This window comes from Brevundimonas sp. (assembly GCF_044239655.1).
Taxonomy (GTDB): Bacteria; Pseudomonadota; Alphaproteobacteria; order Caulobacterales; family Caulobacteraceae; genus Brevundimonas.
This window is the reverse complement of the sequence record NZ_JBIIAY010000036.1, coordinates 1-26,648: the sequence shown is the minus strand read 5'-3', so window position 1 is coordinate 26,648 and position 26,648 is coordinate 1. Positions and strand designations below refer to the sequence as shown.

The window sequence follows — 26,648 nt, the reverse complement described above, 5'->3', positions numbered from 1 at the left end:
CGGGTCACAGTCCGGACACGGTGCCGCGACGCTTATGCAACTAGGATATCAGAGGTTTTCGCGCAGCCAGCCTGCGGCCCGTGCGACAACGTTGCCACGATGCACCTTTGGGGCGTCGGCGGCCGAGATCTGGCGCGACATCAGCTTGCGCGCGGAAACCGCCTCGCGCGGACCGTAGGCCGCACGCAGCAACACGCCGGCCGAGGAGCAGAAGGCCGGGCCCGAGGCGGCGTCGGCCATGTGGGGGGCGCGCTGGGGCCGACCCAGACGCACCGGCCGGTCGAACACCCGCACGGCCAGCTCGCGCACGCCGTTCAGCTGGCTGGCCCCGCCCGTCAGGACCAATCCAGCACCCGGCTCCAGACCCACGCCCGCGTTGCGCAACCGGTCGCGCAGCAGTTCCAGCGTCTCCTCGACGCGCGGAGCGATGACGGTCTTGAGCATGGCGCGGGGCACGATGACGGGGCCGGCGGACGGGTCTTCGCCCCGCGGCGGGGCCTCCAGCATCTCGCGGTCCTCGTTGGCGCTGGCCATGGCCGAACCGTGCAGGGTCTTGAGTCGCTCGGCACCGGCCTTGGACGTCGACAGGCCGCGCGCGATGTCGGCGGTGACATGATCGCCGCCGACGTTCAGCGATTCGATGTGCAGCAGACTGCGTCCACCCCAGACGGCGGCCGAGGTCGAGCCCCCGCCCATGTCGATGCAGACGCAGCCCAGGTCCATCTCGTCCTCCTCCAGCGCGGCGAGCGACGAGACGACGGGGGCGGCGGCCACGCCCTGGAGGTCCAGGTGGGCCAGTTCCAGGCAATGGCTCAGGGACGCGAACGCGCTCTCGGCCATGGACACGACCAGCAGGTCCAGCCCCAGCGAGGCGCCGCGCATAGCGCGCGGATCATGGACGCCGCGCGCTCCATCGACCGACCAGCCGATCGGCAGGACGTGGATCGGACGGCGGTTGGGATAGCGGATCTGGGCCAGGGCCATGGCGATGGCGCGGGCCAGGTCGCCGTCACCGACCGGATTGGCCCCCAGCGACACCCTGGCCTGGACGCGGTGGCTGGCCATCTGGCCGATGGCGGTGGAGACGATGACGCCCGACACGGGCGCGCCGGCCGAGCGTTCGGCGCGCTCGACGGCCTGGCCGATGGCCTGGGCCGCCTCGTCCATGTTGACGATGGCCCCGCCGCGAACCCCGCGCGACTGGACATGGCTGGCCCCCGCCACGCGGATGGTGCGGTCGGCGTGGCGCACGCCCTCGGGCTTCATGATGAAGCAGGCGACCTTGGACTGGCCCAGGTCGAGCGCGGCCACGACGGGCGCGCGGGCGGCCTTGGCGGCCTCGGTGGCGGGATCGCTTCTGCGTCCGGTCATCGGGAAAGCCTCACTTCAAACAGGGTCACGCGGGGGCCGCTCCAGCGCCGGGGCGCACAGCGATGGTGTCGGGGGTTCTGAGATCGACGCGGGCGAAGCCGAGGTCGAGCAGCCGGTCGCGCTGGTCCAGCGCGTCCAGCCGGATCAGGGCCGAATCCTGATCGACGGCGGGCAGCTGGATCAGGCTGCCGTCCTTGAGACGCAGGTCCCAGCGGCGCTCATCGACCCGCACCATGGCGTCGATCCGCCCGGCCAGGCGCGGCCGCTGGGCCAGCAGGGGCAACAGGTCGGCGGCGGCGGTGTCGGCGCCCTTGCCGACCACGAGTGGCAGTTGCGGATAGCGACCGGCGTCGGCACCGGGGATGGCCTTGCCGTTGGCGTCGATGACGAAGGTCTTTCCGCCGGTCTGCCAGACGGCCAGACGATCATGCTCCACAACCTCGACGATCAATGTGTCGGGCAACAGGCGTACGACCCGCGCCTCCTTGACCCAGCCCACGGACTGAACGCGCCCGCGCAGGGCGTCGAGATCCAGACTGGTGATCGGCTGACCGGCCTGAAGCTGAAGCGCCTGCTGGATCGCGGGCGTGGCCTCGGCCGAGGCACCCGTGATGTGGACGCGGCGCAGGGACAGACCCATGCCGGCGGTCATGTTGTCCATGCCGTGGCTCAGGGACGCGCCGATCCGCTCGGCCCGCGCGCCCGTGGCCAGAACGGCCCCCAGAACGACGACCCCGGCGAGGATGGAGATGACGACGGCGCGGGGCGACAGATCGAGCTTGCCCACCGCCGCGAACTTGCCGCCGACGACCGGAGCGTTTCCGCCCCCGCGCGCAGCCTTGCTAACGCCCCGCCTGGGAGACGCCGTGCCACGCTGGGGAGCCGATGCCGAACTCTGTCGCCGACCGCCGCGAACTACCGCGGGCATGAGGCGTCCTCCACGATCCACCGGACAAGGTCTTGATACGACATCCCGACATAGGCGGCCTGCTCTGGCACCAGAGAGGTCGGGGTCATGCCGGGTTGGGTATTGATCTCCAGAAAGACCAACTCGTCCTTAACATCGTCATAACGGAAATCGCTTCGAGACACCCCGCGACAGCCCATGGCCACGTGAGCCAGTTCGGCCTGACGCAGCGCCGCCTCGAACACGTGATCCGGCAGGACGGCCGGCAGAACATGGACCGAGCCGCCGGGCGCGTATTTGGCCTCGTAATCGTAGAAGCCCTTGGTCGGAGTGATGTCGGTCACGGTCAGGGCGCGAGGGCCGGACGTGTCTCCAATGACGGCGACGCACAGTTCCTTGCCGGGGATGAAGGGCTCGACCATCACCAGGTCGCCATAGGTCCAGCTCGGCTCGCCGGTCGCCGCGATCGGCGCTTCGCCCTCGCGCACGACATAGACGCCGACGGACGAGCCCTCGGCATTCGGCTTGATCACATACGGGGGCGGGATGACGTGACCCGCCGCCACCGCGTGCCGGTCGAACAGGCCGCCGCCGGGCACGACGACCCCTGCGGCCCTGAGCACCGCCTTGCACTTGTCCTTGTCCATCGACAGGGCCGAGGCCAGAACGCCGGAGTGGGTGTAGGGGATGTTCAACGTCTCGAGCACGCCCTGGACGCAACCGTCCTCGCCCCAGTCGCCGTGCAGGGCGTTGAAGACCACGTCCGGCTTGAGATCGGCCAGCACCTGAGCCAGATCGCGTCCCGCATCGACGCGCGACACCCGGGCGACCTGCCCTTCCAGGGCGTCGGCGCAGCCCTTGCCGGACGTCAGCGAGACCTCCCGCTCCGAGGACAGACCGCCCATCAGGACGGCGACGTGAAGCTCGGAAAGCGGACGGGACATCGTGTTCCGGGAGACTGGAGGGAGCGGCCGATGCCCTTGATCCCCCCGCCATGGTTTACACCGCGTTTACTTTGACGCTCTTGGCCCGGGATAATCGCACCCGTGTCGGCGGCGGCCAGACGTCACCGGCTCATCGATCCGACCGCGCCGCGACGATCGACACATCCACCGCGACCTGGGCCGGGACGTCGTCCGTTCCCGCCCACTCGCCGGTCCCGACGTCGAAGGCCGTGCGGTCCAGGGATGCGGTGCCCGTCATCCGGGCCGTGTCGTCCTCGATCTTCAAGGTAAAGCGCACGACGGCCCCGCGCGTCACGCCCTTGAGCCGCAGCCTCCCGCGCGCCTCATAGCGGTCGCCGCCCAGGGCCCGGAACTGGTCGGCAGAGAAGACCGCCTCGGCATGGCTCGCCGTGTCGAACCACTGGGACCCGCCCAGCACCCCCTGGCTGTCGCTGTCCTCGGTGGTGAAACTGGCCATGGCGACTGTGACGCGGACGCGCGAGGCGTCCAGCGCGTCCGGCGAGAACAGGATGTCGGCCGACCAGTCCGCGAACCGGCCCCGGATCGGCGAACCCGACTGGCTGGTCGAGAACGACAGCCGGGACTGCGCGCGGTTGACCGTCCAGCGGGACGGTACGGCGGGCGTCTCGACCGCATCGGCCTCGACCGGCGCAGACGGATCGGCGACGGCCGGGACGGCCACAGGCGCGGCCTCGGCCTGGACCGTCGCGGCCGGTTCGGGCGCGGACGCCGGCACCGGCGCTTTCGCCGTGATCCAGGGATAGAGGGCTGCCGCCACCAGCGTCAGCACGACGGCCACGGCAACCCCGACCAGACGACGACTGAGCAGACGAACCGCCGACGGCCCCGACAGCATGCGGGTCAGGCCCTGATCCCGATCGATCAGATGGTGCTTCAGCGCCCCCGCGACATGGAGCGCCAGAAGGCCGTACAGGGCCCAGCCCAGCAGCCTGTGAGCGCTCTCGGCGGCCTGCTCGACCGCCGCCTTGGTCGCGGGCTCCAGACCCGGGACGCCCGGCAGGTGCGGAAAGGGGATCAGGCCGAACAGGACGGTGCCGATCCCGGTTCGCGACGCCGACACGATCAGCCAGCCGCTCAACGGAATGGCCAGCAGCAGCAGATAGAAGCCCAGGTGGACCCACCCCGCCAGACGCCGCTCCCAGACATGGCCGCCGACCGACGCAGGCGGACGATGGCCGACCCGCCAGGCGATGCGCGCCAGGGTCAGGATCAGAATGCTGATCCCGATCGACTTGTGCAGTTGATAGACCGCAAAGGTCGTGGCCCCCGGCGGTCCGTCCATCCGCCAGCCCAGGCCGATCTCGAACACGATCAGAAGGGCGATCGCCCAGTGCAGTCCCATCGCCACGGCACCGTACCGGGCCGAGGGGGACGGGAGGTTGTCGTTCAACTGGCTCATGGCGTCCCGTCCGATCCGGCGGTGTCCGACAACCTAATCCGCCACAGTGATTGTTTCAATAAGGGAGGTTGATCGACAGCCAGGCCGCGCGATTAGCCTGCACGCCCGATCCGCTTGATCTCCCACTCCAGTTGCACGCCTGCCTTGGCCAGCACATCGGCGCGTACCGCCTCGCCCAGGCCCTCGATGTCGGCGGCGCTCGCGTCGTCGAAATTGATCATGAAGTTGGAGTGCAGCTCCGAGAATTTCGCGCCGCCATGAGGCTTGCCGCGCCAGCCCGCATCGTCGACCAGCTTCCAGGACGAGTGGCCGGGCGGGTTCTTGAAGGTCGAGCCGCCGGTCTTTTCGCGGATCGGCTGGGTGGTTTCGCGTCGGGCGGTGATCTCACTGATCCGGGCCGCGACCGCAGCCGGATCGTCGGGCGTGCCCCGGTAGACGGCCTCGATCCAGAGGATGTCGGCGGGGGCCTCTGAGTGGCGGTAGGTATAGCCGAAGTCGGAGAGCGCATAATCGACCCGCTCCCCGGCCCGCGTCAGGCCCCAGGCCGAGACCAGGACGTCCTTGGTCTCCGCGCCATAGCAGCCGGCGTTCATCGTCAGGGCGCCGCCGATCGTGCCGGGAATGCCGGCATAGAACTCCAGACCTGCCAGCCCCGCCTTGGCCGAGGCCTTGGCGACCATGGCGTCGAGCGCGCCCGCCCCGGCAGTGATCCTGTCACCCTCGGTCGTGATACCCGCGAAGGGACGGCCGGCCAGCCGGATCACGACCCCTTCGACCCCGCCGTCGCGGACGATGACGTTGGAGCCGACGCCAAGGACCGTCACGGGCACGGCCGGGTCCAGCACCTTGAGGAAGGCGGCGAGGTCTTCCGGATCGGCGGGGATGAACAGCGCCTCGGCCGCGCCACCGACCCGGAACCAGGTAAAGGGTGCCAGCGGCTCGTCGCGCAGCAGCTTGCCGCGCACGGCCGGAAGAGTGTCACGCCAGGTCATGCCGGTTCCTCGGCGTCGTCGGAGGGGTAGGGAAAATACAGCTGATTGCCGTCGGGATCGGCGACGATCATCAGGGGATAGCCCCAGCGGCCGTCCTTGACCTCGACGCCGCGACGCTCGAACTCGGCGCGGGTTGCGGTCACCAGATCGAGGTCCAGAGAGACGAAGATCAGGCCGCCACCGACCTTGTCCGGCCATTGCGACGTCAGGATCAATTCGCACTCCTGCCGGCTGACCTGGACGATCCGGCGGTCGCCCTCCTCGTCGTAACGCCAGTCCTCCCGAAAGCCGAGCTGGCCACGGTAGAAGGCGACCGACCGCTCGATGTCGGACACGAAAAGGACCGGCCGGGAGTACCAGTCAGCCACGGACGGCGCCCGGCCCCGCCTGATGCGAGATCATCCCCGACAGCATATCGTCGCCATCGCCTTCGCCGGTCCGCTCTTCCGGCAAACCGTCGCACACCTTCAGCCAGGACAGGCGGGACTCGACGCCATAGTGGGTCGTGACATTGGCGCGTTCGGGCTCGTCGAGACTGCCGACCGTGACGTTCGTGCCGTCGGTGTCGTTGTAGGTGAAGGTCAGGGGCGTGCCGCAGTCGCGGCAAAAAGCGCGGGTCGCGGCGCTGGAACTGGCAAACACGCCGGGTTCACCGGCGGTCCAGGCGAAGTCGGTCTTCCTGACGTTGGTCAGGGCCGCAAACGGTCCGCCCGTGGCCCTCTGGCACATCCGGCAATGACAGAACGAGCCTTCGGGCGCGGCATAGAGGCCATAGCGGACCTTGCCGCACTGGCAGCCGCCCGTGAGGACCGCCTCACGGCTCACGCCAACGCCTCCAGCTGGGCCGGCAGGGCATAGGCCCAGCTGGTGATGTCGCCGGCACCCAGCAGCACCACGACATCCCCCGCCGTCGCGGCCTCGGCGATGACGCGCGGCAGGCTGGTGACGTTTTCCAGTTCCGACACATTGCGGTGGCCGTAGCGGCGGACGCCTTCGACCAGGGCCTGCTTGTCCACCCCCTCGATCGGGGCCTCGCCCGCCGGATAGACGTCGGCGATGATGACCTGGTCGGCGTCGGAGAAGCTGGTCGAGAACTCCTCCATCAGGTCCCGCAGACGGGTGTAGCGGTGCGGCTGCATCACCGCGATGACCCGCCCCTCCGTCACCTGGCGCGCGGCCTTCAGGACGGCGGCGATCTCGACCGGGTGGTGGCCATAGTCGTCGACGATGCGGATACCGTTCACCACCCCGGTGGTGGTGAAGCGCCGCTTGACCCCGCCGAAGCCCGCCAGCCCCGCCTTGATCGCCTCGTCCGAGACATCCAGCTCGCGCGCCACGGCAATCGCCGCCAGCGCATTGGAGACATTGTGCCAGCCGGCCATGGGCAGGTGCAGCCCCTCGATCCGGTGGGTCTCGCCGTTCTGGATCACCACGTCGAAGCGGCAGCCGTCGGCGGCCATGTCGCAGTTCTCGGCGCGGACCATGGCCTGGGGGTTGATGCCATAGGTGACCAGCCGCCGGTTATCGATCGAGGCCACCAGTTTCTGCACCTCAGGGTGGTCCAGACAGACGGCGGCGAAACCGTAAAAGGGGATGTTCTCGACGAAATCGACGAAGGCCTGCCGCACACGGTCGAAGTCGCCGTAGTGATCGAGGTGTTCGGGGTCGATGTTAGTGACGATGGCCACCGTCGACTTCAGCCGCAGGAAGCTGCCGTCGCTCTCGTCCGCCTCGACCACGATCCAGTCGCCGTCGCCGACCTTGGCGTTGGTGCCATAGGCGTTGATGATGCCCCCGTTGACCACGGTGGGATCCAGCCCCGCCGCATCCAGAAGCGCCGCCACCATCGAGGTCGTCGTGGTCTTGCCGTGCGTGCCGCCGACCGCGATCGAGAACTGCAGCCGCATCAGCTCGGCCAGCATCTCGGCCCGGCGGACCAGGGGGATGCGGCGCTCGCGCGCGATCTTCAGCTCGGGGTTCTCGGCCTTCACCGCCGTCGAATAGACCACCGCCGAGACGCCCTCGCCGACATGGGCCGCGTCATGGCCGACGAAGATGCGCGCGCCCAGCTTTTCCAGCCGTTCGGTGTTGGCGGATGCCTTGGCGTCCGAACCCTGAACCGAATAGCCGATCTTGAGCATGATCTCGGCGATGCCGCTCATGCCGATGCCGCCGATGCCAACGAAATGGACGGGACCGAGGTCGAACGGGACGGGGCGAAGGCGAGCGATCATTCAGGCCTCATAGCGATGGAAATCGCGGATTGCACCTGTCCGTTTCCGTCCGCCCACAGTGGCGATGACGATGTCAGACCGCCAGCCGGCCCTTGTCCTTGTCGGCAGTGAAGACGACGTCCTTGTCGGGCGTTTCGCAGTGGACGCCTGGCGCGCCGATCCGGTGCAGGACGTGGCGCAGGATGTTCAGCCGCGCGGTCTTCTTGTCGTCGGTGGCCACCACGATCCAGGGCGCATGGCCCGAATGGGTCTCGTCCAGCATCCGGTCGCGGGCCTGCGAATAGGCGTCCCAGCGGGTCTGGGCCTCCGCATCCAGGGACGAGTTCTTGAACCGCTTCAGCGGCTCGGTCTTGCGATCCTCGAGCCGCTGCGCCTGTTCGGTCTTGGAGATGTCGAGCCAGAATTTGATGATGATGACGCCGCTGTCGGCCAGCATCCGCTCGAAGCGCGGGGCGTCCTTCAGGAACTGGGTCGTCTGTTCGGGGGTGCAGAACCCCATCACCGGCTCGACCCCGCCACGATTGTACCAGGACCGGTTGAAGATCACGACCTCGCCGGCGCCGGGAACATGCGGCACGTAGCGCTGGAAATACCACTGGCCCAGCTCGCGCTCGGTCGGTTTGGGCAGGGCGACGACGCGGGTCTGGCGGGCCGACATATATTCGGTCATCCGCTTGATGGCCCCGTCCTTGCCGGCGCTGTCACGGCCCTCGAAGATGATCAGGATCTTCAGACCCTGTTCGATGGCCCAGGCCTGGCTGTCGACCAGTTCGATCTGGAGCTGCTCCAGGGCGTGATCATAGGCGTCGCTTTTCTTGCTCATGGCACGACTATCGGCCGGGGCGACCGAGGGGGCAAGCGGCCGATCCTGACCGCGCTTTAATGTGACCCGGCCACAAAGGCCGTCTAGGTCTGGCGCATGATCCACACGCTCGCATGTCCTCGATTGAGCCGCCGCCTGATGCTGTCCGGGATCGCGGGCGTCGCCGCAACGACCGCCCTGCCCGTCCAGGCGCGGCAGGCCGCCCCGACGCGGGACGCGCTGCTCGACGCCGCCTTCACCGCCTCTGCACCGCCGGCCCTGGTCGGCGGCGTGGTCACGCGCGAGGGACTGGTCTGGTCCGGCGTGCGGGGTGTTCGCCGCGCAGGCGGGACCGAGGCCGCCACCCTCGACGACCGCTGGCACCTGGGCTCCAACACCAAGGCCATGACCGCCGCCCTCTATGGCCGGCTGGTCGACAAGGGACAGGCGAAATGGGGGGCGACGGCGGCTGAGTTGTTCCCCGACCTGACGATCGATCCGGCCTGGGCGGCCACTCCGGTCGAGCGTTTCCTGAACCATACGGCGGGCCTGCGCGACATCGACATGCTGGGATCGACCTGGCTGCTGACAGCACGCGCAGACACGACGAGCCTGACCAGCCAGCGCGCCGTCCTGGCCGAGCGCGCGCTGTCGAAACCACCCGGAGGCACCGTCGGAACCTTCGCCTACGCCAATGCCAACTATATCCTTGTCGGGGCCGCGATCGAGCGGATCACGGGCCTATCCTCGGAAGACGCCATGGCCGCCGAGGTGTTCCAGCCGCTCGGCCTGACCAGCGGCGGATCGGGCCCACCGGTCGGCGACCAGCCCTGGGGCCATTCGGGACTGGGCGGACAGGCGACGCCGATGGACCCGACGAACCTGTTCTCGGACAATCCCCTCGCCATGGGTCCGGCCGGGACGGCGCATATGAGCCTGGCCGACTATGCGACCTTCGTCCGTGCCGTCCTGACCGAGGGTGCCGGCTGGCTGAAGCCCGAGACCGTCGCCCATCTGATCACGCCCCCGGTCGCCACGGGCCGCAGCTATGCCCTGGGATGGATCACGGTCGCGGGCCAGCCCTGGGCCCGCGGCACCGTCATCGCCCATGAGGGGACCAATACGATGTGGCATTCGATGGTCGTCGCCGATCCTGCGGGCGGCCGGGCCTTCATCGCCCTGTCCAACGACGAGGTCCGGGGCGGACCGGCCTGTCAGCAACTGGTCTCCAGCCTGATCCGGATGGGATAGCGGAAATCCCGCAAGACCTTTCTTCGGCTCGTGCGTTAAGCTGAGCAATGAAGAGAGACTTCGCCGACTTCTGGAACCTGTTGTGGGAGTTGGGGCTGGCGGCCTGCGCCATGTTCGCGCTCATCAACGTCTTCGTGCCGGACCAGGACCTGCCGTGGAAGCCGCTGGACCTGAACCGGCCGCTGGGTGCCGCCACCAGCGCCAAGGTCGCCGATTTCCAGCTTCCCTTCGCCGCCCCCGCCGAACAGGTCGAGGGCGCGACCGAGGCCTGTATGCAGACCCTGCGCGACGCAGGCGTTCAGGTCGAACGGGTCGAGGATCGATCCGACGGTGGCTTCTGCATCGCGCAAGGCCTGGTCCGGATCAGCGGCGGCGACGTCACCCCCTTCGCCACGCGCGACCTGGTCATGCAGTGCCCTTTGGCCGTACGATATGTCATCTGGGACCGTCAGGTGCTGCGTCCGGCGGCCCGATCGACCCTGGGATCGGAGGTCGCCCGCGTCGACGACATGGGCACCTATTCGTGCCGCCGCATCTATGGCTCCCAGTCCGCTTCCGATCGCCCGAGCGAACATGCCCGCGCCAATGCGCTGGATATCGGCGGGGTTACGCTGAAGGACGGACGGCGTGTCTCGGTGCTGGAAGACTGGGGCGGACAGGGCCCGGCGGGCGTCCCCGGATCGGGCTTCCTGCGGCGTCTGCGCGACGGGGGTTGCCGCGTATTCGCGACCGTCCTGACGCCCGACTACAACGCCGCCCACGCCAACCACCTGCATCTGGACGGTGCCCCGCGCTCGCTCTGCGCGCTCGGCCCCTCGCCCGAAACGCGCCGAACGGCTGAAAAGGCCGTCACGCCTTGACCAAAAGCGCGATCACTGTCGCGTGACAGGCGAATCGAATCCGGTTGACCGCTGTGGACAGGTGCGAGAGAACGGCTGTGCAGTCCGGATTTCGTGCGTGGGGTCCAAACCCATGTTCTGCTCCTTCGCCTGAACGAGCCGTCCAGATGGACTGTCGGGTCACTCTTCGTGAGGACCCGCCTGGAAAGCGCGTTTTATTGGAGAGCGCAGATATGGCGACCGGTACGGTCAAGTGGTTCAACCCCACGAAAGGCTTCGGCTTCATCCAGCCCGAAAGCGGCGGCGCAGATGTGTTCGTTCACATCACCGCCGTTCAGAAGGCTGGCCTGGCCGGCCTCGATGAAAACGCCAAGGTCGAATACGAGCTGGAATCCCAGCGCGGCAAGACCTCGGCCGTGAACCTCAAGGTTCTCTAAGCCGACGGGTCCATCCGGACCCTAGACATTGACGGGCGCAGGCTGCTTGCGGTCTGCGCCCGTTTTCGTGTCCGGTCCGGGCTTACGCGCCGACCATTGCGCCAGCAGGATTGCCCCCAGCACCAGGGCCCCGCCCAGGGCCTGAACCGGGGTCAGGGTCTCGCCGAAAATCCACCAGCTCAACAAGCCCGCCACGATCGGCTGGATCAGGATGATGACCGCCGCGATCGCGGGCGGCAGCTTGCCGAGGGACCAGGCCACGCCGCCCTGCCCCGCCACATGCATGACCCCCATGCCGACGCAGGCCGCCCAGCCCGCGATCGTCGCCGGGATCATGTCCTCGCCCAGCACCAGCGCCACGATCCCCAGCGGAAAGACCCCGATCAGCGTCGCCCAAAGGGTGACCCGCATCGCCCCGGCCGTCGTCCGCGCCTGCTGCACCGCCAGGAAATACCCTGCGTACCAGAGGGACACGATCAGGGAGAGGACGTCTCCCAGCACCGGATCGGTGCCCTGCTGGCCGTCCGCCCCCGCCGCCATCGCAAAGGCGCCCCCCATGGCCAGGGCCAGGGCGAGGATGAACAGCCTGGCCGGCGTCTGTCTGAACACGATCCAGCCGAACAGGGTCACCACCACCGGCGTCAGGTTGCACAGCACCGTCGCATTGGCGACCGAGGTCATCACGATCCCGTAGTGCCAGAACGACAGGTCCAGCGCGAAGAAGACGCCCGCCAGAACCATCCATTTCGACGGCCGCCCGATCCCCTCCCCCTTCGGCAGACCACAGATCGCGAACAGCAGGGGCAGGGCGAATGCGAACCGCCAGAACGCCGCCGCCGCCGGCCCCGTCTCCGTCAACCGCACCAGGATCGGGGCCAGACCGAGAATGCAGGCGGAGATCAGCAGGACGACAAAGGCGAACAGGCGCGACTGGGACATGGCGCTGCTTATTCTTCCCCCGCTTGCGGGGGAAGTGGCCCGGCGCTTGCGAAGCAAGCCAGGGTCGATGGGGGAACTTCACTGGCTCGCCCAACACGGCCCCCATCGTCGCTGGATCGCTTCGCGATCGACGCGACACTTCCCCCGCTGCGCGGGAGAAGAAGAATTCAGAACCCCAACTCCGCCTTCAACGCTTCCGCCGTCATGCCGCTCGCCCGCAGTTCGGCCAGGGTCACCGACCGGTCCCGTTTTGCATAGCGCTTGCCGTCCGGCCCGAGCAGCAGCCGATGGTGCCGATACACCGGCGTCGGCAGTCCCAGCAGCGCCTGTAGAACCCGCTGGATCGATGTCGTGGCGATCAGGTCCTCCCCCCGGATCACATGGGTCACCCCCTGGCGCGCATCGTCGATGACCGACGCGATCACATACCCCGCTCCGATGTCCTTTCGCCCCATCACCATGTCCCCGAGCCGCTCCGGCGTCGCCCGATGCACGCCCGGATCGGCCGTTTCCTCGACCCAGGTCAGTCCCTCGAACGCGCCCAGTCGCTCGCGCGCCGCAGCCAGCGACAGCCGCCATGCAAAGGCCTCGCCCCGCGCCAGCCGTTTCGCCTCTTCGTCTGCAGACAGCGCACCGCCGGTAAAGGCGACCGTATCCGCCGGATCGTCCGCGTGCGCCGCTCCTCCCGCCAGGGCCAGGATTTCCTTGCGGGTGCGGAAACAGCGGTACAGCACCCCCATCCCGCGCAGCCGCGCCAACGCCGCATCATAGTCGGCTCGGTGCTCCGACTGGCGCAGCACCGGCAGCTCCCAGTCGAGACTCAGCCAGCGCAGATCCTCGACGATCGCCGCCTCGTATTCGGGCCGACAGCGGGTGAAGTCGGTGTCCTCGATCCGCAACAGGAACCGCCCGCCCACACCCTTCGCCGCAACCCAGGCCGTCAGGGCGGAAAAGGCATGGCCCCTGTGCAACAGCCCTGTCGGCGACGGCGCGAACCGGGTGACGAAGGTCACGGCGGGCTCAGACCCGCGCCAGTGCGCCCGCCGCCAGCGCCCGCTCGACCGCCGCACGGATGGCGTCGGGATCGACGAAATCGAACTGGGCGCACAGATCCTCGATGGCGAAATCCGGCTGGCCGAACGCCCAGTCCATGGCCACCGCGACCGGGCCCGTGAACGCAGGCGAGGCCAGGCCCGTACGACGATAGCCGGTCAGGGCGGCGCGGACGGGCAGTCGGTAGTCGGCGGGCCGCTGCACCAGTTTCTGCTGGGCCATGGCGATCTCGTCGCGGAACTGCGGATGGGCGGCCAGATCGGCCAGCTTGCGACCCAGCCTGGCCAGGTGAGCCTGCAACGCCTTGCCGTCATCCAGCGACGCCGACGGCAACCAGGCCCGGAAGGCCGGGTCCTGAAGGGCGGCCTTTTCGAGAAGCGAGAACAGGATGCGCCCGTACAGCGGCGTCACCGAGAATGTCACATGCAGCGAGGCCCCCGGCTCGGCCAGGGCATCGTGATACCAGCCGCGCGGCAGGTACAGGACATCGCCCGGCCGCATCAGCACGTCCTGCATGGTCCGGCCCCGCGTCCGCTCGAACCAGCCGACCACCTGGTCATCACTGACCGGGAACTCGACCGGATCCTCGGCGCGGTTCTCGTACAGCCGCCAGGTCTTTTCGCCCTCGACCTGGATTGCGAACACCTCGTGCAGGTCGAAATGGGTGGCGAAGGCGCGCACGCCGCCGAACGAGCAATAGACATTGGCCCCGACCAGTCCAGCAAACGCCTGGCCCAGCATCGCCGAGGTCTCGGCCAGGGCCGGCGTCAGGGTCTGGACGTCGTTGACGACCAGACTCGCGCCGGTGGACAGGAAGACATTGACCTTGGCCGGCGACGGTCTCAGCCGCTTGCCGCTCTGGGTGTCGGCCAGCTCGCAATAGAATTCGGGCGCGACCGGCCGGGTATTGAGCACCAGCTTCAGCGTCTCCGGCGTCCACAGCGCCGTCTGGCCCAGCAGTCCGTTGAACGTCGCCCAATCCAGCAGCGCCGCCTTCGGTCCCCCCTCGCCCCCCGGAATATGCAGGGGCTTGCGGCCCTGATACTCGGCCCGAAACTGATCGGGCGTGATCGGGTGGAGAAGGTCTTCAAGACTGCGCATCGGGTGCGACGCTACCGACGCGGTCACGCCTCGTCCAGCAGGGAGACCCAGTCGCGCGCGGCGTGGAGGATGCGGACGATCTCCACCTTATCCGTCACGCGGTAGAATATCAGATAGTTCTCGACCGGGCGTTTGCGAAGGCGACGGGCGGCGATTTCGGGATAGCGAAGGGGAAAGCGCGACAGGCCCGAACAGGCAGAGACGAGTTTCTCGACCATCCGATCGGCCGCGCGCGGATTGTCCGCCGCAATCCAGGTGCGTATCTCTGCCAGATCCTGATACGTCGGCCGGGTGAAGACGACCTTCATGCCTTTAGCCGACAGGCCCGAACTGCCCGGCCAAACCGGCGCGAAGGTCTTCCTCCGACATGAAGTCGCCAGCGTCCGCTGCGGCGATCCCCTCGTCCAGCTTGGCGAGCAGGGCCGCCAGCGCCGCTTCCCGTTCCTGAACCAGACGCACCCCGGTGCGCAGGACTTCGCTCTTGGAACCGTATCGTCCGTCACGGACGAGGTCGGTCACGACCTGCTCCAGCGCACCCAGTTCGACGGTCATGGTCATGGCGGTTCTCCAGCTGGGCCAATAATAGTTATTACGGCCCAGGGTGACAATGTCCGCTTTCCGCCACCTGCCGGGCCGCCGCCATTTGCGATCCCGCCCTCCCGCTCTATCAAGTCCCATGGCCCATATTCCGACCGCCGCAGAGATCGCCGTCGCGCGTCAGGCCTTGGCCGAGGCCGATCCTGCCCTGGCGCGCGCCCACGAACAGACGCCGGTCTTCGAGTGGCGGCTGAGACGCGGTGGCTATGAGGGGCTGTTCCACATGATCGTGGATCAGCAGGTCTCGGTCGCCTCGGCCGCCGCCATCTGGGCCAGGGTGGTCGCGGGTCTGGGCGGGGTGGTGACCGCCGAAGCGGCGCTCGCCCACGATATCGAACACTTGCGTACCTTCGGCCTGTCGATCCAGAAAGCCCGCTACGCCCACGAGATCGCCCGGGCCCAGGTCGAGGGGCGGGTCGATCTGGACCGGATGGACGGACTGAGCGACGCCGAGGCCACGGCCGCCCTGGTGTCCATCAAGGGCGTCGGCCGCTGGACGGCCGAGACCTATCTGATGTTCTGCGAGGGCCGAACCGACGTCTTTCCCGGCGGCGACATCGCGCTTCAGGAGGCCATGCGCTGGGCCGACGGCGCGGCCGATCGCCCGAACGAGAAACAGGCCTATGCCCGGGCCGAGGCCTGGCGTCCGCATCGCGGCGTCGCGGCCCATCTGCTGTGGGGCTGGTACGGCGGGGTCAAGCGCGGCGAGATCGCGCGCGAAGAGGTCATCATGGGCGCCGCCGCATGACGCCCCTCGTCGATCCCGAAACCGCCCGCGCCCTTACCGATCCGCAACAGGTCCTGGTCGCCCTGGACTTCGCCGGGGTCGCCGTCTTCGCCGCGACCGGCGCCCTGGCGGCGGCCCGGGAAAAGCATGACCTCGTCACCTTCGCCTTCTTCGCGGCCATCACCGGGGTGGGCGGCGGCACCTTGCGCGACCTTCTGATCGGACAGCCGGTCTTCTGGGTCGAGGACTGGCGCTACATCGCCGTCTGTCTGCTGGCGGCCGCAGGCGTCTGGATGATCGGGCGGCGCGACTGGCGGTTCCGGGCCCTGCTGTGGCTCGATGCGGTCGGACTGGCGGCCTATGGCGTCATGGGCGCGGCGAAGGCCGAAGCCGTCGGGATGGCACCCCTGATCTGCATCGTCATGGGGGCGCTGACGGCCTGTTTCGGCGGCATCGTGCGAGACCTGCTGGCCGGCCAGCCGTCGATCCTGTTGCGACGCGAGATCACGGTCTCGGCGGCCCTGCTGGCCGCGACCGCCTTCGTCGCCCTGCGCCTGCCCGAGATGCCGATCTGGCCCGCCGCCGTCGTCGCGGCCCTGCTGGGGTTCGCACTGCGCGCCGGTGCCCTCGTCTATGGCTGGAGCCTGCCGGCGTTTCCGGATCGGGCGCGAAGGTAATGTCGCGAAACCTTGCTTTTTCCGCCATGGCGGCCCCGACGAATCGCGCCTAGTCTGAAGGCCTGATCTGGAAGGAGACGTGTCTTCAGTCCTGTCGCTTCACACCGCACGGAGCGGACCTGATGCAGGTCCAGCCCCTCGCACTGACTCCCTCAGTGGCCCGCCCCTTCGTGGCCCAACCCCATGTCGGCCAGTCGCCGGCGGGCTTTCCCGCCCTGGTGCTGAACGCCGACTTCCGGCCCCTGTCCTACTACCCGCTGTCGCTGTGGCCTTGGGAAGAGGCGGTCAAGGCGGTCTATCAGGACCGCGTCGACGTCGTCGCCCAGTATGACAAGGTCGTCCGCAGCCCCTCCATGGAGATGCAGCTGCCCAGCGTGATTGCGCTGAAATCCTATATCGACCAGGACCGCAGCCCGGCCTTCACCCGCTTCAACGTCTTCCTGCGCGACGGCTTCACCTGCCAGTATTGCGGAAACGCGGACCAGCTAACCTTCGACCACGTGGTCCCGCGCTCACAGGGCGGTCGCACGACCTGGGAGAACATCGTCGCCGCCTGTTCTCCGTGCAACCTGAAGAAGGGCGGCCGGACCCCGCGCCAGGCCCAGATGCCGATCCGCCGCGAGCCACACCGTCCCAACGCCTGGCAGCTTCAGGACGCGGGCCGGCGCTTTCCGCCGCACTACCTGCACCAGAGCTGGCTCGACTACCTGTACTGGGACATCGAGCTGGAGCCGTAGATTACAGCGGACCGTTCGATCCCAGTCCCTTGGGCGAGTTGGAACTGGCAGGAAGATCGGGAAGACCCTGCCAGTTCCTCAGCATTTCGCGCGTCTCGTCGCGGTCGGCCTGGGCCTGGCGCTCACTGCGACAAACGCGACGCGGAAACCGGCTGCCGGTCACCGGCACGTTGCGACACACCTGCTGGACCAGATCCGGATCGGCGGGTGAAGCCCCCTCAGTCGTCTGGGCCTGGCTGGGGCGTGCCTGTTGGGGCGGGGCGGCGGGCGTGAAGACCTGCACCTGAAGGGTCAGGGCGGCGGCGAGAGCGATGACGGACATGGGGAGCCTCCGATAGATTCAACCCACGATCCATCGACAGAATGCCGGTGTCAAATATCGGCTTTACGCAAAGCCTCGCGCCGTTCGGTCTCTGTCATGTCCGGGGCCCCGTCCGCGTCCTTGTCCGTGAACTGCGACATTCGGGCGTGCGGCGGACGCAGCGCCACGGCGACGATGGCCAACAACGCGAGGATTCCCAGGAAGATCAGCACGGTATTCATGACGGTTCTCCGGTCGGGGGGTCATCCATCCAATGATCGGCGACGCTGCGGAGTTCCGTCCCGATCTGGCGTCCGGCGACAAAACTGTTAAGGACGCCTCCCCGGTCGGGAACGCGCGTGCCGCCGCCGCGTTGGCGTCGGTCCCGCATTCAAACCCCTCGTCATCCGGATCGCCATGAAACTGCGCGTGCGCTCAGAGCTCGTCTATCGGTTCGATCCGCCGACCGACGCCATCTATCAGTTCCAGGTGGCGCACTGGCCGGGCCAAGACATCCTGGAAGAGACCCTGATCACCACGCCCCAGGTCACCTTCACCGAGGACAAGGACGCCGAGTTCGGCGCCCGGACCCTGCGTGCGCATCTGGAGGGCGAGGTCGCCCTGACCTATACCGCCGTGGTCGAGAACGGCGTGCTTCAGGGTCTGCCGCCGGTCGCCCTTCAGCATGACTGGAACGACCTGCCGGCCGAGGTCCTGGCCTATCGCCTGCCCAGCCGCTACTGCCCGTCGGACCAGTTCGGCCGGTTCGTGGAACGCCAGTTCGGCGACAGCACCGGCGGCGAGCGGGTGCTGGCGATCCTGGAATGGATCAAGGACAACATCGACTACGAGTTCGGCGTCTCGGATTCGGAGACGACGGCGGCCCGCACCTTCATCGACCGAGCGGGCGTTTGCCGCGACTTCACCCATCTGGGGATCACCCTGTGCCGGGCGTCGGGGATCCCGGCGCGGGCGGTCAGCGCCTATGCCCATCTGCTGGACCCGCCGGACTTCCACGCCATCTTCGAGGTGTGGCTGTCGAACGGCTGGTGGCTGGTCGATCCGACCGGTCTGGCCCCCATCGAGGGTCTGGTTCGCATCGCCTGCGGCCGCGACGCCGCCGACATCGCCTTCCTGAGCACCCAGGGTGTCTGCGAGATGGTCAGCCAGTCGGTGACGGTGGAACCGGCCTGAGGCTCAGTGTCGCTCGACCGGCATGGCGACCAGTCGCCACGGCGCGATACAGGTCCAGAGGGTCGAGCCGACGGCCGGCTCCTCGCATTCGCACGCCCCGATCTCGGCCGTGACCAGGGTACGGGCGTCCATCTGACGCTGAGCGGTATCGGCAGCGGACGTCGCGCGCTGCGATGCGAGCCGCGTCGCGGAAACGCAGGCCGTCAGACGGCTGGTGCCGGACCCCTGCTCCACGCCCGCGACAGGCCCTGCCCAGGCCAGGCTCGCCGTCGAGGCGAAGATCAGGCTCAAGGGCACAACGGGGCGCAGGGTCATAACGAAGTCCTCCAGCCTCCCATCAGCCCGATGACCGCTCGTTCCGCCACAGACTGAATCTGACGGCCGCGCGCGCACCCTTCGGACTCAGGTCCGACGTCAGCCGCCGTCGCCGTTCAGATCGACCCAGACCAGACTGCCGGTGCCGGACTGGACGATCCGGAACCTGTCGGATGCCGAGCGTCGGATCGCCTTCCTGAGCACACAGGGCGTCTGCGAGAGGGTCTGCCAGTCGGTGACGGTCGAGCCGGCCTGAGGCTCGGTCAGCACTCGTACCGGGAGCAGTACCTGTCTTTCAGATAGGCCCCGACATCGACGTCCCACATGAGGTAGTTTCCGAGGTCGTAGACATCCTTGCGCCCGCCGACCTCGACCACACCGCCCTCCAGGATTTCCGACATCTGCTCCTCGGTGAGAGCCAGAGCGACCATCTGGGTCACGGCGGCCTTCACTCGCCGGTCGGATCGGACCATGTCGCGGCGGGCCCAGTTCTGAACTTCCTCGTGCTTGGCGAGAGGGAGGCCGTCCACGGGAACCTCGATCATCGGGCCTGCGCCGTAGGCGTCCACCACACGCTCGGCGAGGCGAAGGGCTGACTCTGTGGGTGGGGGAGTGTTTGGTCGCTCGGGCCTGGGCTCCGGTTCAGTCTCTTTGGCAGACTGAAAGGGCACGCGCACCGAGAAGCGCGATTCATACGGCACGCCGCCGGCAGTCGCCGGCCGGGTCAATCCGCGACTGACAATGGTGATGGCGGCGGTTTCAAGTCCCAGGCCCGGCGGGGTCGCGCTGACGACCTGGCAATCCCGCACGCGCCCTGAGACGGTGGACAGACAATTCACCGAAACCGACCCGCTGATACCAATCATCGAGGCGAAACCTGGATAGTCCTCTTCAGTGGGGGCGGGCGGCGTCACCCAGCTCACCGGCGAATCTTGCTGTGGTGGCGGCGACATGAGGACGAGCGCGGCGACCAGGGCGACGCTCATTGGGAGGCCCCGGTCTCGGCCTGCCGCGCCTGATAGGCGTCGACGAAATCCAGCTGGCGCAGCACCGTGTTCCGCGGATCGATCAGGATGTGCGCACCCGGCCGCGCGTTGAACACACCCACCCCGCCGCGCATGGCGACCGTCTGTGACACCCCGTCCACCTCGACCTCGACCGGCATCGGGAACTCACCGGCCGTCCCGGTCCAGCGCAGGGTCACCCGGCCGCCGTCGCGCGTCATCTCCAGCTTCGGCAGGGCCGCCTGATAGACATAGGTGGCGAAGAACCAGTCGAGGTCGCGCCGGCCCTCCTGTTCCACGATACGGATGAAGTCCGGCGTGGTGGCATAGACCGGTTCGAAATTCCCCGGCCGGGGGTCCGGCTGGCCATAGACCAGCCGCGTCAGCGACCGGTTGAACGCCTCTTCCCCGATCAAGGCCCTCAGGGTGTGCGCGACCAGCGCGCCCTTGTAATAGAGGTCCAGCCCAGGTCCCGTCGCGTCCTCATAGACGGTGGCCGAATCCTGAACCCGGCCCGACACCAGCGGAAACCGGTTGCGCAGCGTCAGCCGCATCGTCGCCAGCTCCGCCTCCATGTAGCGGTCGCCGTTCAGCCAGCGCGCATAGAGCGGCTGCATGTATGTGCCCAGCCCCTCGTGCAGCCACATGTCGTCCCAGGACCCATTGGTCATCTGGTTGCCGAACCATTCGTGGGCCAGTTCGTGCTGCAACAGCCAGTCGTAACCCTTGCCGTCCAGCTCGTACTTGTTGCCGTAGGCGTTGATGGTCTGATGCTCCATGCCCAGGTGCGGCGTCTCGACCACCCCCATCTTCTCGTCCCCGAACGGATAGGGCCCGACCGTCGCCTCATAGAAGTCGAGCATCTTCGGGAACTCTGCGAACAGGGCGGCGGCGCGTTCGGCCCTGTCGGTTCTCAGGTGCCAGAAATGCATCGGCACGGTGTTGCCGAACCGGCTCTCGTACGGCGCAGTCAGCTCGACATAGGGCCCGATGTTCAGGGCGATCGCATAGGTGTTGGGCCGGGTCGTCGTCCAGTTCCAGGTCGTCGTGCCGTCACCGTTCTCCGTCGCGCCGAGGAACCGGCCGTTCGACGGCGCCGACAGGCCGTTCGGCACGGTGATATGCAGATTGACCCTGGCCGGCTCGCCCTGCGGATGATCGATACAGGGCCAGAACAGGTCGCACCCCTCGCCCTGCACCGCCGTGGCGATCCACGGCTGGCCGTCCGGTGTCCTCGACCAGACGAAGCCCCCGTCCCAGGGCGCATTGGTCGCCTGATGCGGCGATCCCGAATACTCGATCCGCACCGAGGTCCGGTCACCCGCCGCCTTGGTCTCGTACAGCGGAATGGTCAGACGCCCGTCGGCATTGTCCCAGCCGTCATCGGCCTCGACCGGGACCCCGTCGACCGTGATCGCCGCGATCGTGAAGACGGTATCGAGTTCCAGCACCACCTGGCTGACGGGCGCGGTAAAGGACAGGGTCAGGGTCGCGTCGCCCGCGATCGTCCGGGTCTGGGGCATCACCCGGATCGCCAGATCGGCCTCGTCGATCACCGTGGCGACCTGCTCCAACGTCCGCTCCGTCCCGGTGGTCAATGTGAAGGGTGTCGATCGGACCTGGGCCTGGACCGGTGCCGCGACCAGCAGGGCCAGCACCCCGGCCGCGACAGCCGAGCCGATTCGCATTTTCATCCTCTGCGTCATCGCGACGGTCCTTGCTCACAGGGTCGCGATCGCGCGCGCCGGGTTTCAGTGACATGAGCATGACCCGACTGCGGGGCGCAACCCGACGGCGCGGGCACCCGAACGGGGTATTTGCCTCTGTGCTATCCCTTCCTCGGTGAATGCGGTTGGCGGGTTTCCTCACCGGGCGTCCAGTGTCGGCTTGGCTGAATCCGGGGGGACAAAATGCCGATCGAACTGCTCCAATCCATTGTCGGACTCGCCTTGGTGGCGACTGTGTGGGGCGCGCAACGCCTGTTCGTTTCCGTGATCCGCCCACGTGGCCGGATGCGATTCTAGGGATGCGAAACCCCGATATCCGTGCAATCTGAACACGGCTGAGGGGGCGACCTTGGTCAGGCGGTCCGGCAGGTTTCCAGTCACGAAGCCGGACCGCCTCCATATTTCTTAGGGGCGCTATCGCTCGCGACGCGGTCGCTCGCTGCTTGAGCGCGGACTCTCGGGGCGCTAGCGCTCAGCTCGCGGAGCCTCGCTGCTTGAGCGCGGTTCGCTGTGGGGCGCAAACGCGGCTTGTTTGCATCCGCAAAAATTATCGTCGCTTCGCCTCTTAAGCCGCCTCCGCCCGCTCCACCGACACGGCATCCAGCGCCCGGACCAGGTCGGCGATGAGGTCGTCCTGATGCTCGAGCCCGACCGACAGGCGCAGCAGGCCGTCGGTGATGCCGGCGACCTCGCGGGCCTCGGGCGTCATGGCGGCGTGGGTCATGGTGGCCGGATGCGCGATCAGGCTTTCGACCCCGCCCAGCGATTCCGCCAGGGTGAAGGTCTCAAGGTCCTCGACCAGGGTGCGGACGGCCTCGACACCGCCGTGCAGCTCGAACGACAGCATGGCGCCCGGGCCCTGTTGCTGGCGGGTGGCCAGGGCGTGGTTGGGGTGGGACTTCAGGCCGGGATAGTGGACCGCCTTGACCGCAGGATGGGCCTCCAGCAGGGCGGCGACGTGGCCGGCCGTCTCCTGTTGCCGCTCGATGCGGGTGAACAGGGTGCGGATGCCGCGCATGGTCAGATAGGCGTCGAAGGCCCCCCCGGTCACGCCCTTGCAGTTGGCCCACCAGGCCAGTTCGGTGTGGTCGGCCGGATCGGCGCAGATCACGGCGCCGCCGACGACGTCCGAGTGACCGTTGATGTATTTCGTGGTCGAGTGGACGACGATGTCGGCACCCAGTTCGATCGGGCGTTGCAGGGCGGGCGACAGGAAGGTGTTGTCGGCGATGACCTTGGCCCCGACCGCATGGGCGCGAACGCAGATGTCGGCGACGTCGACGACGCGCAGCAGGGGGTTGGACGGGGTCTCGACCAGCACCAGCCTGGGGTTCAGCGCGAAGGCGGCGGCGAGCGCGACGGGATCACCCTGATCGACCCACAGAACCTCGAAATGGCCCTTCTTCGCATGGGCGCACAACAGGCGGTGGGTGCCGCCGTAGCAGTCGTGGGGGGCGATCAGCAGGTCGCCGGGCGACAACAGGTTCAGCGGCAGATCGACGGCCGCCATGCCGGTCGAGGTGACCACGCATCCGGCGCCGCCCTCCAGCTCGGCCAGGGTTTCGGCGAGCACATCGCGGGTCGGATTGCCCGAGCGCGAGTAGTCGTACTTCCGCTTCTGGTCGAAGCCGGCGAAGGAATAGTTCGACGACAGGTACAGGGGCGGCATGACCGCGCCGTGGGCCGGGTCCTGGTCCACGCCCGAGCGGGCGCAGAGGGTGCGGATGTCTTTGGCGGTACGCGTTGGGCGGGTCACTGGTCGATGTCCTTGAGAGCGGTGCGGAGGATGTCGCCGACGAGGGCGTCCTCCTTCAGAAAGGCGTCGTGGCCATAGAGGGACGGAGCCTCCACCAGACGCCACAGGGTGGGCAGGCGGGCGGCGAGCTCGCGCATGTCGTCGATCGGCACCAGCCGGTCCGAGGTGAAGCCGACCAGGGTGGTCGGGGTGGTGATCGATTCGGGCAGGACCGAATGGCGATCGATCGAGTCCGACAGGCTGAGCCAGCGCGATGGCGTGGTGTGGGTGCGATAGGCCTTGCCCCGCGCGGTCAGGTACTCGCACACGGGATAGGATTGACCGGCGAACGTGGGCGCGTCGCTGGCGAACCGGTCGCCGAACTCCTCGGCGGTGCGATAGGTGGTCATGGCCAGCTCACGGGCCAGGGCGACGCCGTCCTCGGGGCGGCCGGCGTCGACCGCCAGCTTCAGGATGCGGCGCTGGATGCCGCGCCAGGCGGTGGCCTGGGGGTGGGCGCGGTGGGCGGCCGAGACGACGATCAACTGCTCGATCCAGCGCGGGAACAGTTCGGCGAAGCTGAGGCCGATCATGCCGCCGTAGGAACAGCCAACGAAGGCGGCGACCCGCTCGATGCCCAGCCGATCCAGCAGCAGGGCCAGCAGGCGCGCCTGATCGTGGGTGGTGATGGTCAGGGCCTCTTCGCCCGTCCTGCCGGTCGGGGCGTAGTCGAAGGCCAGGACCTGACATCGCCGCAGGTCGATCGGCCCGCCCATGGACACGGCGTCGGACCACCAGCCCAGGCCGTTGGTCTCGGTCCTGTGAACGAACCGGCCCGAGGAAATGCCGCCCGCCACCACGACGACGGGCGCGCCCTCACGGCCATGCAGACGGCCGGTCAGGGAGGTCTGGCCGAGCTTTTCGCCGGACTGGAGGCGGAAGTCAGCGGGGATTTCGATGGTCACATCGGCGGCGTTGCCCTGGCGCGAGCGGCGGGCGAACACGGGCATGGACGGCACCGGCAGGACGGCACCGTCGCGGCCGACGGGCCTGCGCAGGTTTTCAATCGTCGTCTGAGTGTCGAAAGGCATCGTCGTTCCGCATCGTCCCGCCCAGCAAGGCTCCGGATGCGATGACAGATCGTGGAGTGTCGCCTCTTCGACGCTCCACCCATCTCTCGCGAGCCCGGTTTCCCGGACCCTCGCAGGAGTTGGCACCGTTCGGGTGGAACCCGATGGTTGCCCCGACGTCAAAGGGCCTATCCCTCGGTCGGTCTTGATGAGTGCGACCACAGATGATGAAAAAGCCGCTTTCCGTCAAGGATAAAAAGATCGCGACACGGCCAAACGGGTGGGCGGGTTTGCGGCCCTATACTCGCCGAATTGCCAGTTTGCGCAAAAAACTTCCAATCCAGGCTTGACGGGGTCGTCCGACCTCGACACCCTGAGGCTCAGGATTTCGCAAGGATACGCCCCGTTGTCGCGACTTGGCCGCATCGCCATCTCGATTAGCACCGCCGCCGGAATGGGCGTGCGGACGGGCATGACTGCGCTCACCACCACCGGCGGTATGACCATCACCGGCCCCTCGCGGGCGGGAACAGGTTAGCGCGCGTCGGACCCCGACCAGCCCAACCCGAACCCGCCCGGACCCCCGGAGCGGGTTTTTTCTTGCCCGATTTCACATTTCGCACCCTTTCCAGAATTCCAGAGAATCCGATGTCCAGCCCCTCTTCCGTCCTCGCCCCCGCCCTCAAATCGGTGTTCGCCCTCGTGGACAAACCGAAATCCGACGCCGCCGAGGTGGTGGTGCTGAAGTTCGGGTCCTCGATCCTGCGGACCCAGGCGGATGCGCCGGCCGTGGCGTCCGAGGTCTATGGCCACGTCCGCGCGGGCCGGAAGGTGGTGGCGGTGGTCTCGGCCTTCGGCGGCCATACCGACCGGCTGCTGGCCGACGCCCGCGAACTGGGGCTGGATCACGAGAACGACCTTCTGCCCGGATATGTGGCCTTGGGCGAGGAGAAGGCGGCGGCCCTGACGGCCATCGCCTGCGACCGGATCGGGCTGGATGCGGTGTCGCTGTCGGTCAAGGAGCTGGGCATCGTCGCCGAGGGCGAGCTGGAACACGCCCACCCCTGCGGCCTGCGCGGCGAGGCCCTGCACAAGGCGCTGGCCGAGCATCAGGTGGTGGTCGTGCCGGGCTTCGGCGCCCTGCGGCCCGACGGGCGGGTGGCGTTGCTGGGGCGCGGCGGGTCGGACCTGACGGCGGTGTTCCTGGCGGCCGAGCTGGGGCTGGACCGGGTGCGATTGGTCAAGGATGTCGACGGGCTTTACGACCGCGATCCGGCGAGCGCCTCGGGCAAGCCGCTGCGCTATCGCCGGGCGTCGTGGGACGACGCGCGCCGTCACGGCGGGGCTCTGGTCCAGCATGACGCGATCGACCTGGGCCAGGAACGCGGTGTCGAGATCGAGGTGGCGGCGCTCGGCCGGGCCGATTCGACGGTGGTGGGCGAGCATTCGGCCCCTCCCGGGCGCTCCATCCCCGACGCGCCCGTGCGGGTCGCGATCGCCGGTTGCGGCGTGGTCGGGGGTGGGCTGCTGGCGCGGCTGTTGCCCGACACGCGGTATCAGGTCGTCGGCGTCCTGGTGCGCGATCCGAAGAAGCTGCGCGACGTGGCGGCACCGGCCGATCTGTTCACGGCGGATGCGCAAGGGTTGCTGGACCTCAAGCCCGACCTGCTGGTCGAGGCCCTGTCCGAGGGCGAGGCGGGGCACGCCCTGATCCGCGCGGCTCTGGAACGCGGCATCGACGTGGCCAGCGCCAACAAACAGGCGATCAGCCGCGACCCGGCGGGGCTGCAAGCCCTGGCCGAGAAGCACGGCGCACGCCTGGCCTATTCGGCGGCGGTCGGCGGCGGGGTGCCGATGATCGAGACGCTGAGGGCGGCGCGGGCGGCGGGACCGGTGGCGGGCTTCGAGGCGGTGCTGAACGGCACGGTCAACTTCATGCTGGATCGCATTGGGGCCGGGGCCGACTTCGCCGACGCCCTGGCCGACGCACGGGTGGCCGGATTTGCCGAGGAAGATCCGTCGTCGGATCTGGAAGGACGGGACGCGGCGGCCAAGGTGCGGCTGCTGGCGTTCGAGGCGTTCGGCGAGACGCCGGCGGACGGATCGATCACCTGCGACGTGCTGTCGGCCGCGTTCAAGCCGCGCGCCGAGGGCGGTCCGGTGCGCCAGATCGGGGCCTGTCGCCTGTCGGACGGCAAGCTGGAGGCCTCGGTCAAGCTGCTGAACGATTTGCCCGACCCGATGTTCGAGGAC

Annotated in this window: 31 protein-coding genes and 1 riboswitch; of the genes, 9 read left to right on the top strand and 22 right to left on the bottom strand. The window is 68.2% G+C overall.

The window, feature by feature from the left end:
* Nucleotides 1-48: 48 nt before the first annotated feature.
* The 9 genes from ftsA to ppk2 form a co-directional block, all read right to left on the bottom strand.
* Nucleotides 49-1,371, bottom strand: coding sequence for a cell division protein FtsA (ftsA, locus tag ACILQR_RS06885; RefSeq protein ID WP_271146579.1), 1,323 nt, complete (start codon nucleotides 1,369-1,371; stop codon nucleotides 49-51).
* 25 nt (nucleotides 1,372-1,396) lie between these two features.
* A complete protein-coding gene (locus tag ACILQR_RS06880; protein WP_395650721.1) occupies nucleotides 1,397-2,299 on the bottom strand; it encodes a cell division protein FtsQ/DivIB in 903 nt (300 codons plus the stop codon).
* A complete protein-coding gene (locus ACILQR_RS06875) occupies nucleotides 2,287-3,222 on the bottom strand; it encodes a D-alanine--D-alanine ligase (RefSeq protein WP_395650720.1) in 936 nt (311 codons plus the stop codon). The genes ACILQR_RS06880 and ACILQR_RS06875 overlap by 13 nt, the downstream gene beginning before the upstream one ends.
* A 130-nt stretch (nucleotides 3,223-3,352) precedes the next feature.
* A complete protein-coding gene (locus ACILQR_RS06870; RefSeq protein ID WP_395650719.1) occupies nucleotides 3,353-4,663 on the bottom strand; it encodes a cytochrome b/b6 domain-containing protein in 1,311 nt (436 codons plus the stop codon).
* 92 nt (nucleotides 4,664-4,755) lie between these two features.
* Complete coding sequence (murB, locus tag ACILQR_RS06865; protein ID WP_395650718.1) at nucleotides 4,756-5,655, bottom strand: UDP-N-acetylmuramate dehydrogenase; 900 nt, start codon at nucleotides 5,653-5,655, stop codon at nucleotides 4,756-4,758.
* Complete coding sequence (locus ACILQR_RS06860; RefSeq protein WP_395650717.1) at nucleotides 5,652-6,023, bottom strand: VOC family protein; 372 nt, start codon at nucleotides 6,021-6,023, stop codon at nucleotides 5,652-5,654. Before ACILQR_RS06860 ends, murB begins: the two co-directional genes overlap by 4 nt.
* A complete protein-coding gene (locus ACILQR_RS06855; protein ID WP_395650716.1) occupies nucleotides 6,016-6,480 on the bottom strand; it encodes a GFA family protein in 465 nt (154 codons plus the stop codon). Before ACILQR_RS06855 ends, ACILQR_RS06860 begins: the two co-directional genes overlap by 8 nt.
* On the bottom strand, nucleotides 6,477-7,889 hold the full coding sequence (gene murC / locus ACILQR_RS06850; RefSeq protein ID WP_395650715.1) for a UDP-N-acetylmuramate--L-alanine ligase: 1,413 nt from the start codon (nucleotides 7,887-7,889) through the stop codon (nucleotides 6,477-6,479). The genes ACILQR_RS06855 and murC overlap by 4 nt, the downstream gene beginning before the upstream one ends.
* 73 nt (nucleotides 7,890-7,962) lie before the next feature.
* On the bottom strand, nucleotides 7,963-8,712 hold the full coding sequence (gene ppk2 / locus ACILQR_RS06845; RefSeq protein WP_395650714.1) for a polyphosphate kinase 2: 750 nt from the start codon (nucleotides 8,710-8,712) through the stop codon (nucleotides 7,963-7,965).
* A 96-nt stretch (nucleotides 8,713-8,808) separates the two neighbouring features.
* Between ppk2 and ACILQR_RS06840 the strand changes: the two genes are divergently transcribed.
* From ACILQR_RS06840 to ACILQR_RS06830, 3 genes are all read left to right on the top strand, one after another.
* Nucleotides 8,809-9,942, top strand: coding sequence for a serine hydrolase domain-containing protein (locus ACILQR_RS06840; protein WP_395650713.1), 1,134 nt, complete (start codon nucleotides 8,809-8,811; stop codon nucleotides 9,940-9,942).
* Nucleotides 9,943-9,989: 47 nt separating this feature from the next.
* Nucleotides 9,990-10,802 (top strand): extensin family protein, encoded by an 813-nt coding sequence (locus ACILQR_RS06835; RefSeq protein WP_395650712.1) that lies wholly within the window; start codon nucleotides 9,990-9,992, stop codon nucleotides 10,800-10,802.
* Nucleotides 10,803-11,014: 212 nt separating this feature from the next.
* Nucleotides 11,015-11,218, top strand: a complete 204-nt coding sequence (locus ACILQR_RS06830) for a cold-shock protein (RefSeq protein ID WP_056099723.1) — start codon at nucleotides 11,015-11,017, stop codon at nucleotides 11,216-11,218.
* 21 nt (nucleotides 11,219-11,239) lie between these two features.
* Here the strand turns inward: ACILQR_RS06830 and ACILQR_RS06825 are convergent, their stop codons facing one another.
* The 5 genes from ACILQR_RS06825 to ACILQR_RS06805 form a co-directional block, all read right to left on the bottom strand.
* Nucleotides 11,240-12,157: a DMT family transporter gene (locus tag ACILQR_RS06825; protein WP_395650711.1), complete on the bottom strand. Its 918-nt coding sequence runs from the start codon at nucleotides 12,155-12,157 to the stop codon at nucleotides 11,240-11,242.
* 167 nt (nucleotides 12,158-12,324) lie between these two features.
* The gene (gene gluQRS, locus ACILQR_RS06820; RefSeq protein ID WP_395650710.1) at nucleotides 12,325-13,170 is read right to left on the bottom strand and encodes a tRNA glutamyl-Q(34) synthetase GluQRS; all 846 of its coding nucleotides are present in this window, start codon (nucleotides 13,168-13,170) and stop codon (nucleotides 12,325-12,327) included.
* A gap of 7 nt (nucleotides 13,171-13,177) precedes the next feature.
* Nucleotides 13,178-14,311 carry a JmjC domain-containing protein gene (locus ACILQR_RS06815; RefSeq protein WP_395650709.1) on the bottom strand — a complete coding sequence of 378 codons (1,134 nt, stop codon included), beginning with the start codon at nucleotides 14,309-14,311 and terminating at the stop codon, nucleotides 13,178-13,180.
* 23 nt (nucleotides 14,312-14,334) lie between these two features.
* Nucleotides 14,335-14,619, bottom strand: coding sequence for a type II toxin-antitoxin system RelE/ParE family toxin (locus ACILQR_RS06810; RefSeq protein WP_395650708.1), 285 nt, complete (start codon nucleotides 14,617-14,619; stop codon nucleotides 14,335-14,337).
* 4 nt (nucleotides 14,620-14,623) lie between these two features.
* Nucleotides 14,624-14,869, bottom strand: coding sequence for a type II toxin-antitoxin system ParD family antitoxin (locus tag ACILQR_RS06805; RefSeq protein WP_395650707.1), 246 nt, complete (start codon nucleotides 14,867-14,869; stop codon nucleotides 14,624-14,626).
* Between the two features lie 118 nt (nucleotides 14,870-14,987).
* Here ACILQR_RS06805 and ACILQR_RS06800 point away from each other — a divergent pair, with 118 nt between their 5' ends.
* The 3 genes from ACILQR_RS06800 (at nucleotide 14,988) to ACILQR_RS06790 (ending at nucleotide 17,049) form a co-directional block, all read left to right on the top strand.
* Nucleotides 14,988-15,656: a DNA-3-methyladenine glycosylase family protein gene (locus tag ACILQR_RS06800; protein WP_395650706.1), complete on the top strand. Its 669-nt coding sequence runs from the start codon at nucleotides 14,988-14,990 to the stop codon at nucleotides 15,654-15,656.
* On the top strand, nucleotides 15,653-16,312 hold the full coding sequence (locus ACILQR_RS06795) for a trimeric intracellular cation channel family protein (RefSeq protein WP_395650705.1): 660 nt from the start codon (nucleotides 15,653-15,655) through the stop codon (nucleotides 16,310-16,312). The genes ACILQR_RS06800 and ACILQR_RS06795 overlap by 4 nt, the downstream gene beginning before the upstream one ends.
* Nucleotides 16,313-16,434: 122 nt before the next feature.
* Nucleotides 16,435-17,049 (top strand): HNH endonuclease, encoded by a 615-nt coding sequence (locus tag ACILQR_RS06790; protein ID WP_395650704.1) that lies wholly within the window; start codon nucleotides 16,435-16,437, stop codon nucleotides 17,047-17,049.
* Nucleotide 17,050: 1 nt separating this feature from the next.
* Here the strand turns inward: ACILQR_RS06790 and ACILQR_RS06785 are convergent, their stop codons facing one another.
* The gene (locus ACILQR_RS06785) at nucleotides 17,051-17,371 is read right to left on the bottom strand and encodes a hypothetical protein (protein WP_271146561.1); all 321 of its coding nucleotides are present in this window, start codon (nucleotides 17,369-17,371) and stop codon (nucleotides 17,051-17,053) included.
* Between the two features lie 50 nt (nucleotides 17,372-17,421).
* Nucleotides 17,422-17,592: a hypothetical protein gene (locus ACILQR_RS06780; protein ID WP_271146560.1), complete on the bottom strand. Its 171-nt coding sequence runs from the start codon at nucleotides 17,590-17,592 to the stop codon at nucleotides 17,422-17,424.
* A 175-nt stretch (nucleotides 17,593-17,767) separates the two neighbouring features.
* On the opposite strand from ACILQR_RS06780, the gene ACILQR_RS06775 reads away from it, so the two are divergent.
* Nucleotides 17,768-18,544: a transglutaminase family protein gene (locus ACILQR_RS06775; protein ID WP_395650703.1), complete on the top strand. Its 777-nt coding sequence runs from the start codon at nucleotides 17,768-17,770 to the stop codon at nucleotides 18,542-18,544.
* Between the two features lie 3 nt (nucleotides 18,545-18,547).
* Here ACILQR_RS06775 and ACILQR_RS06770 read toward each other — a convergent pair whose 3' ends face one another.
* The 6 genes from ACILQR_RS06770 to ACILQR_RS06745 form a co-directional block, all read right to left on the bottom strand.
* The gene (locus ACILQR_RS06770) at nucleotides 18,548-18,859 is read right to left on the bottom strand and encodes a hypothetical protein (protein ID WP_395650702.1); all 312 of its coding nucleotides are present in this window, start codon (nucleotides 18,857-18,859) and stop codon (nucleotides 18,548-18,550) included.
* 99 nt (nucleotides 18,860-18,958) lie between these two features.
* A complete protein-coding gene (locus ACILQR_RS06765; RefSeq protein WP_395650701.1) occupies nucleotides 18,959-19,129 on the bottom strand; it encodes a hypothetical protein in 171 nt (56 codons plus the stop codon).
* Entirely contained in the window at nucleotides 19,123-19,845 is a 723-nt protein-coding gene (locus tag ACILQR_RS06760) for an energy transducer TonB (RefSeq protein WP_395650700.1), read from the bottom strand. The genes ACILQR_RS06765 and ACILQR_RS06760 overlap by 7 nt, the downstream gene beginning before the upstream one ends.
* Nucleotides 19,842-21,557 (bottom strand): M1 family metallopeptidase, encoded by a 1,716-nt coding sequence (locus tag ACILQR_RS06755; RefSeq protein WP_395650699.1) that lies wholly within the window; start codon nucleotides 21,555-21,557, stop codon nucleotides 19,842-19,844. Before ACILQR_RS06755 ends, ACILQR_RS06760 begins: the two co-directional genes overlap by 4 nt.
* Before the next feature lie 598 nt (nucleotides 21,558-22,155).
* A complete protein-coding gene (metB, locus tag ACILQR_RS06750; RefSeq protein ID WP_395650698.1) occupies nucleotides 22,156-23,346 on the bottom strand; it encodes a cystathionine gamma-synthase in 1,191 nt (396 codons plus the stop codon).
* Nucleotides 23,343-24,416 (bottom strand): homoserine O-succinyltransferase, encoded by a 1,074-nt coding sequence (locus ACILQR_RS06745; RefSeq protein ID WP_395650697.1) that lies wholly within the window; start codon nucleotides 24,414-24,416, stop codon nucleotides 23,343-23,345. The genes metB and ACILQR_RS06745 overlap by 4 nt, the downstream gene beginning before the upstream one ends.
* Nucleotides 24,417-24,492: 76 nt before the next feature.
* Nucleotides 24,493-24,610: riboswitch (SAM riboswitch) on the bottom strand.
* A gap of 131 nt (nucleotides 24,611-24,741) precedes the next feature.
* Between ACILQR_RS06745 and ACILQR_RS06740 the strand changes: the two genes are divergently transcribed.
* Together ACILQR_RS06740 and ACILQR_RS06735 are read left to right on the top strand one after the other, a co-directional pair.
* Nucleotides 24,742-24,933: a hypothetical protein gene (locus ACILQR_RS06740; RefSeq protein WP_395650696.1), complete on the top strand. Its 192-nt coding sequence runs from the start codon at nucleotides 24,742-24,744 to the stop codon at nucleotides 24,931-24,933.
* Nucleotides 24,934-25,043: 110 nt separating this feature from the next.
* Nucleotides 25,044-26,648: homoserine dehydrogenase (locus tag ACILQR_RS06735; RefSeq protein WP_395650695.1), on the top strand; the 1,605-nt coding region annotated here is incomplete at its 3' end.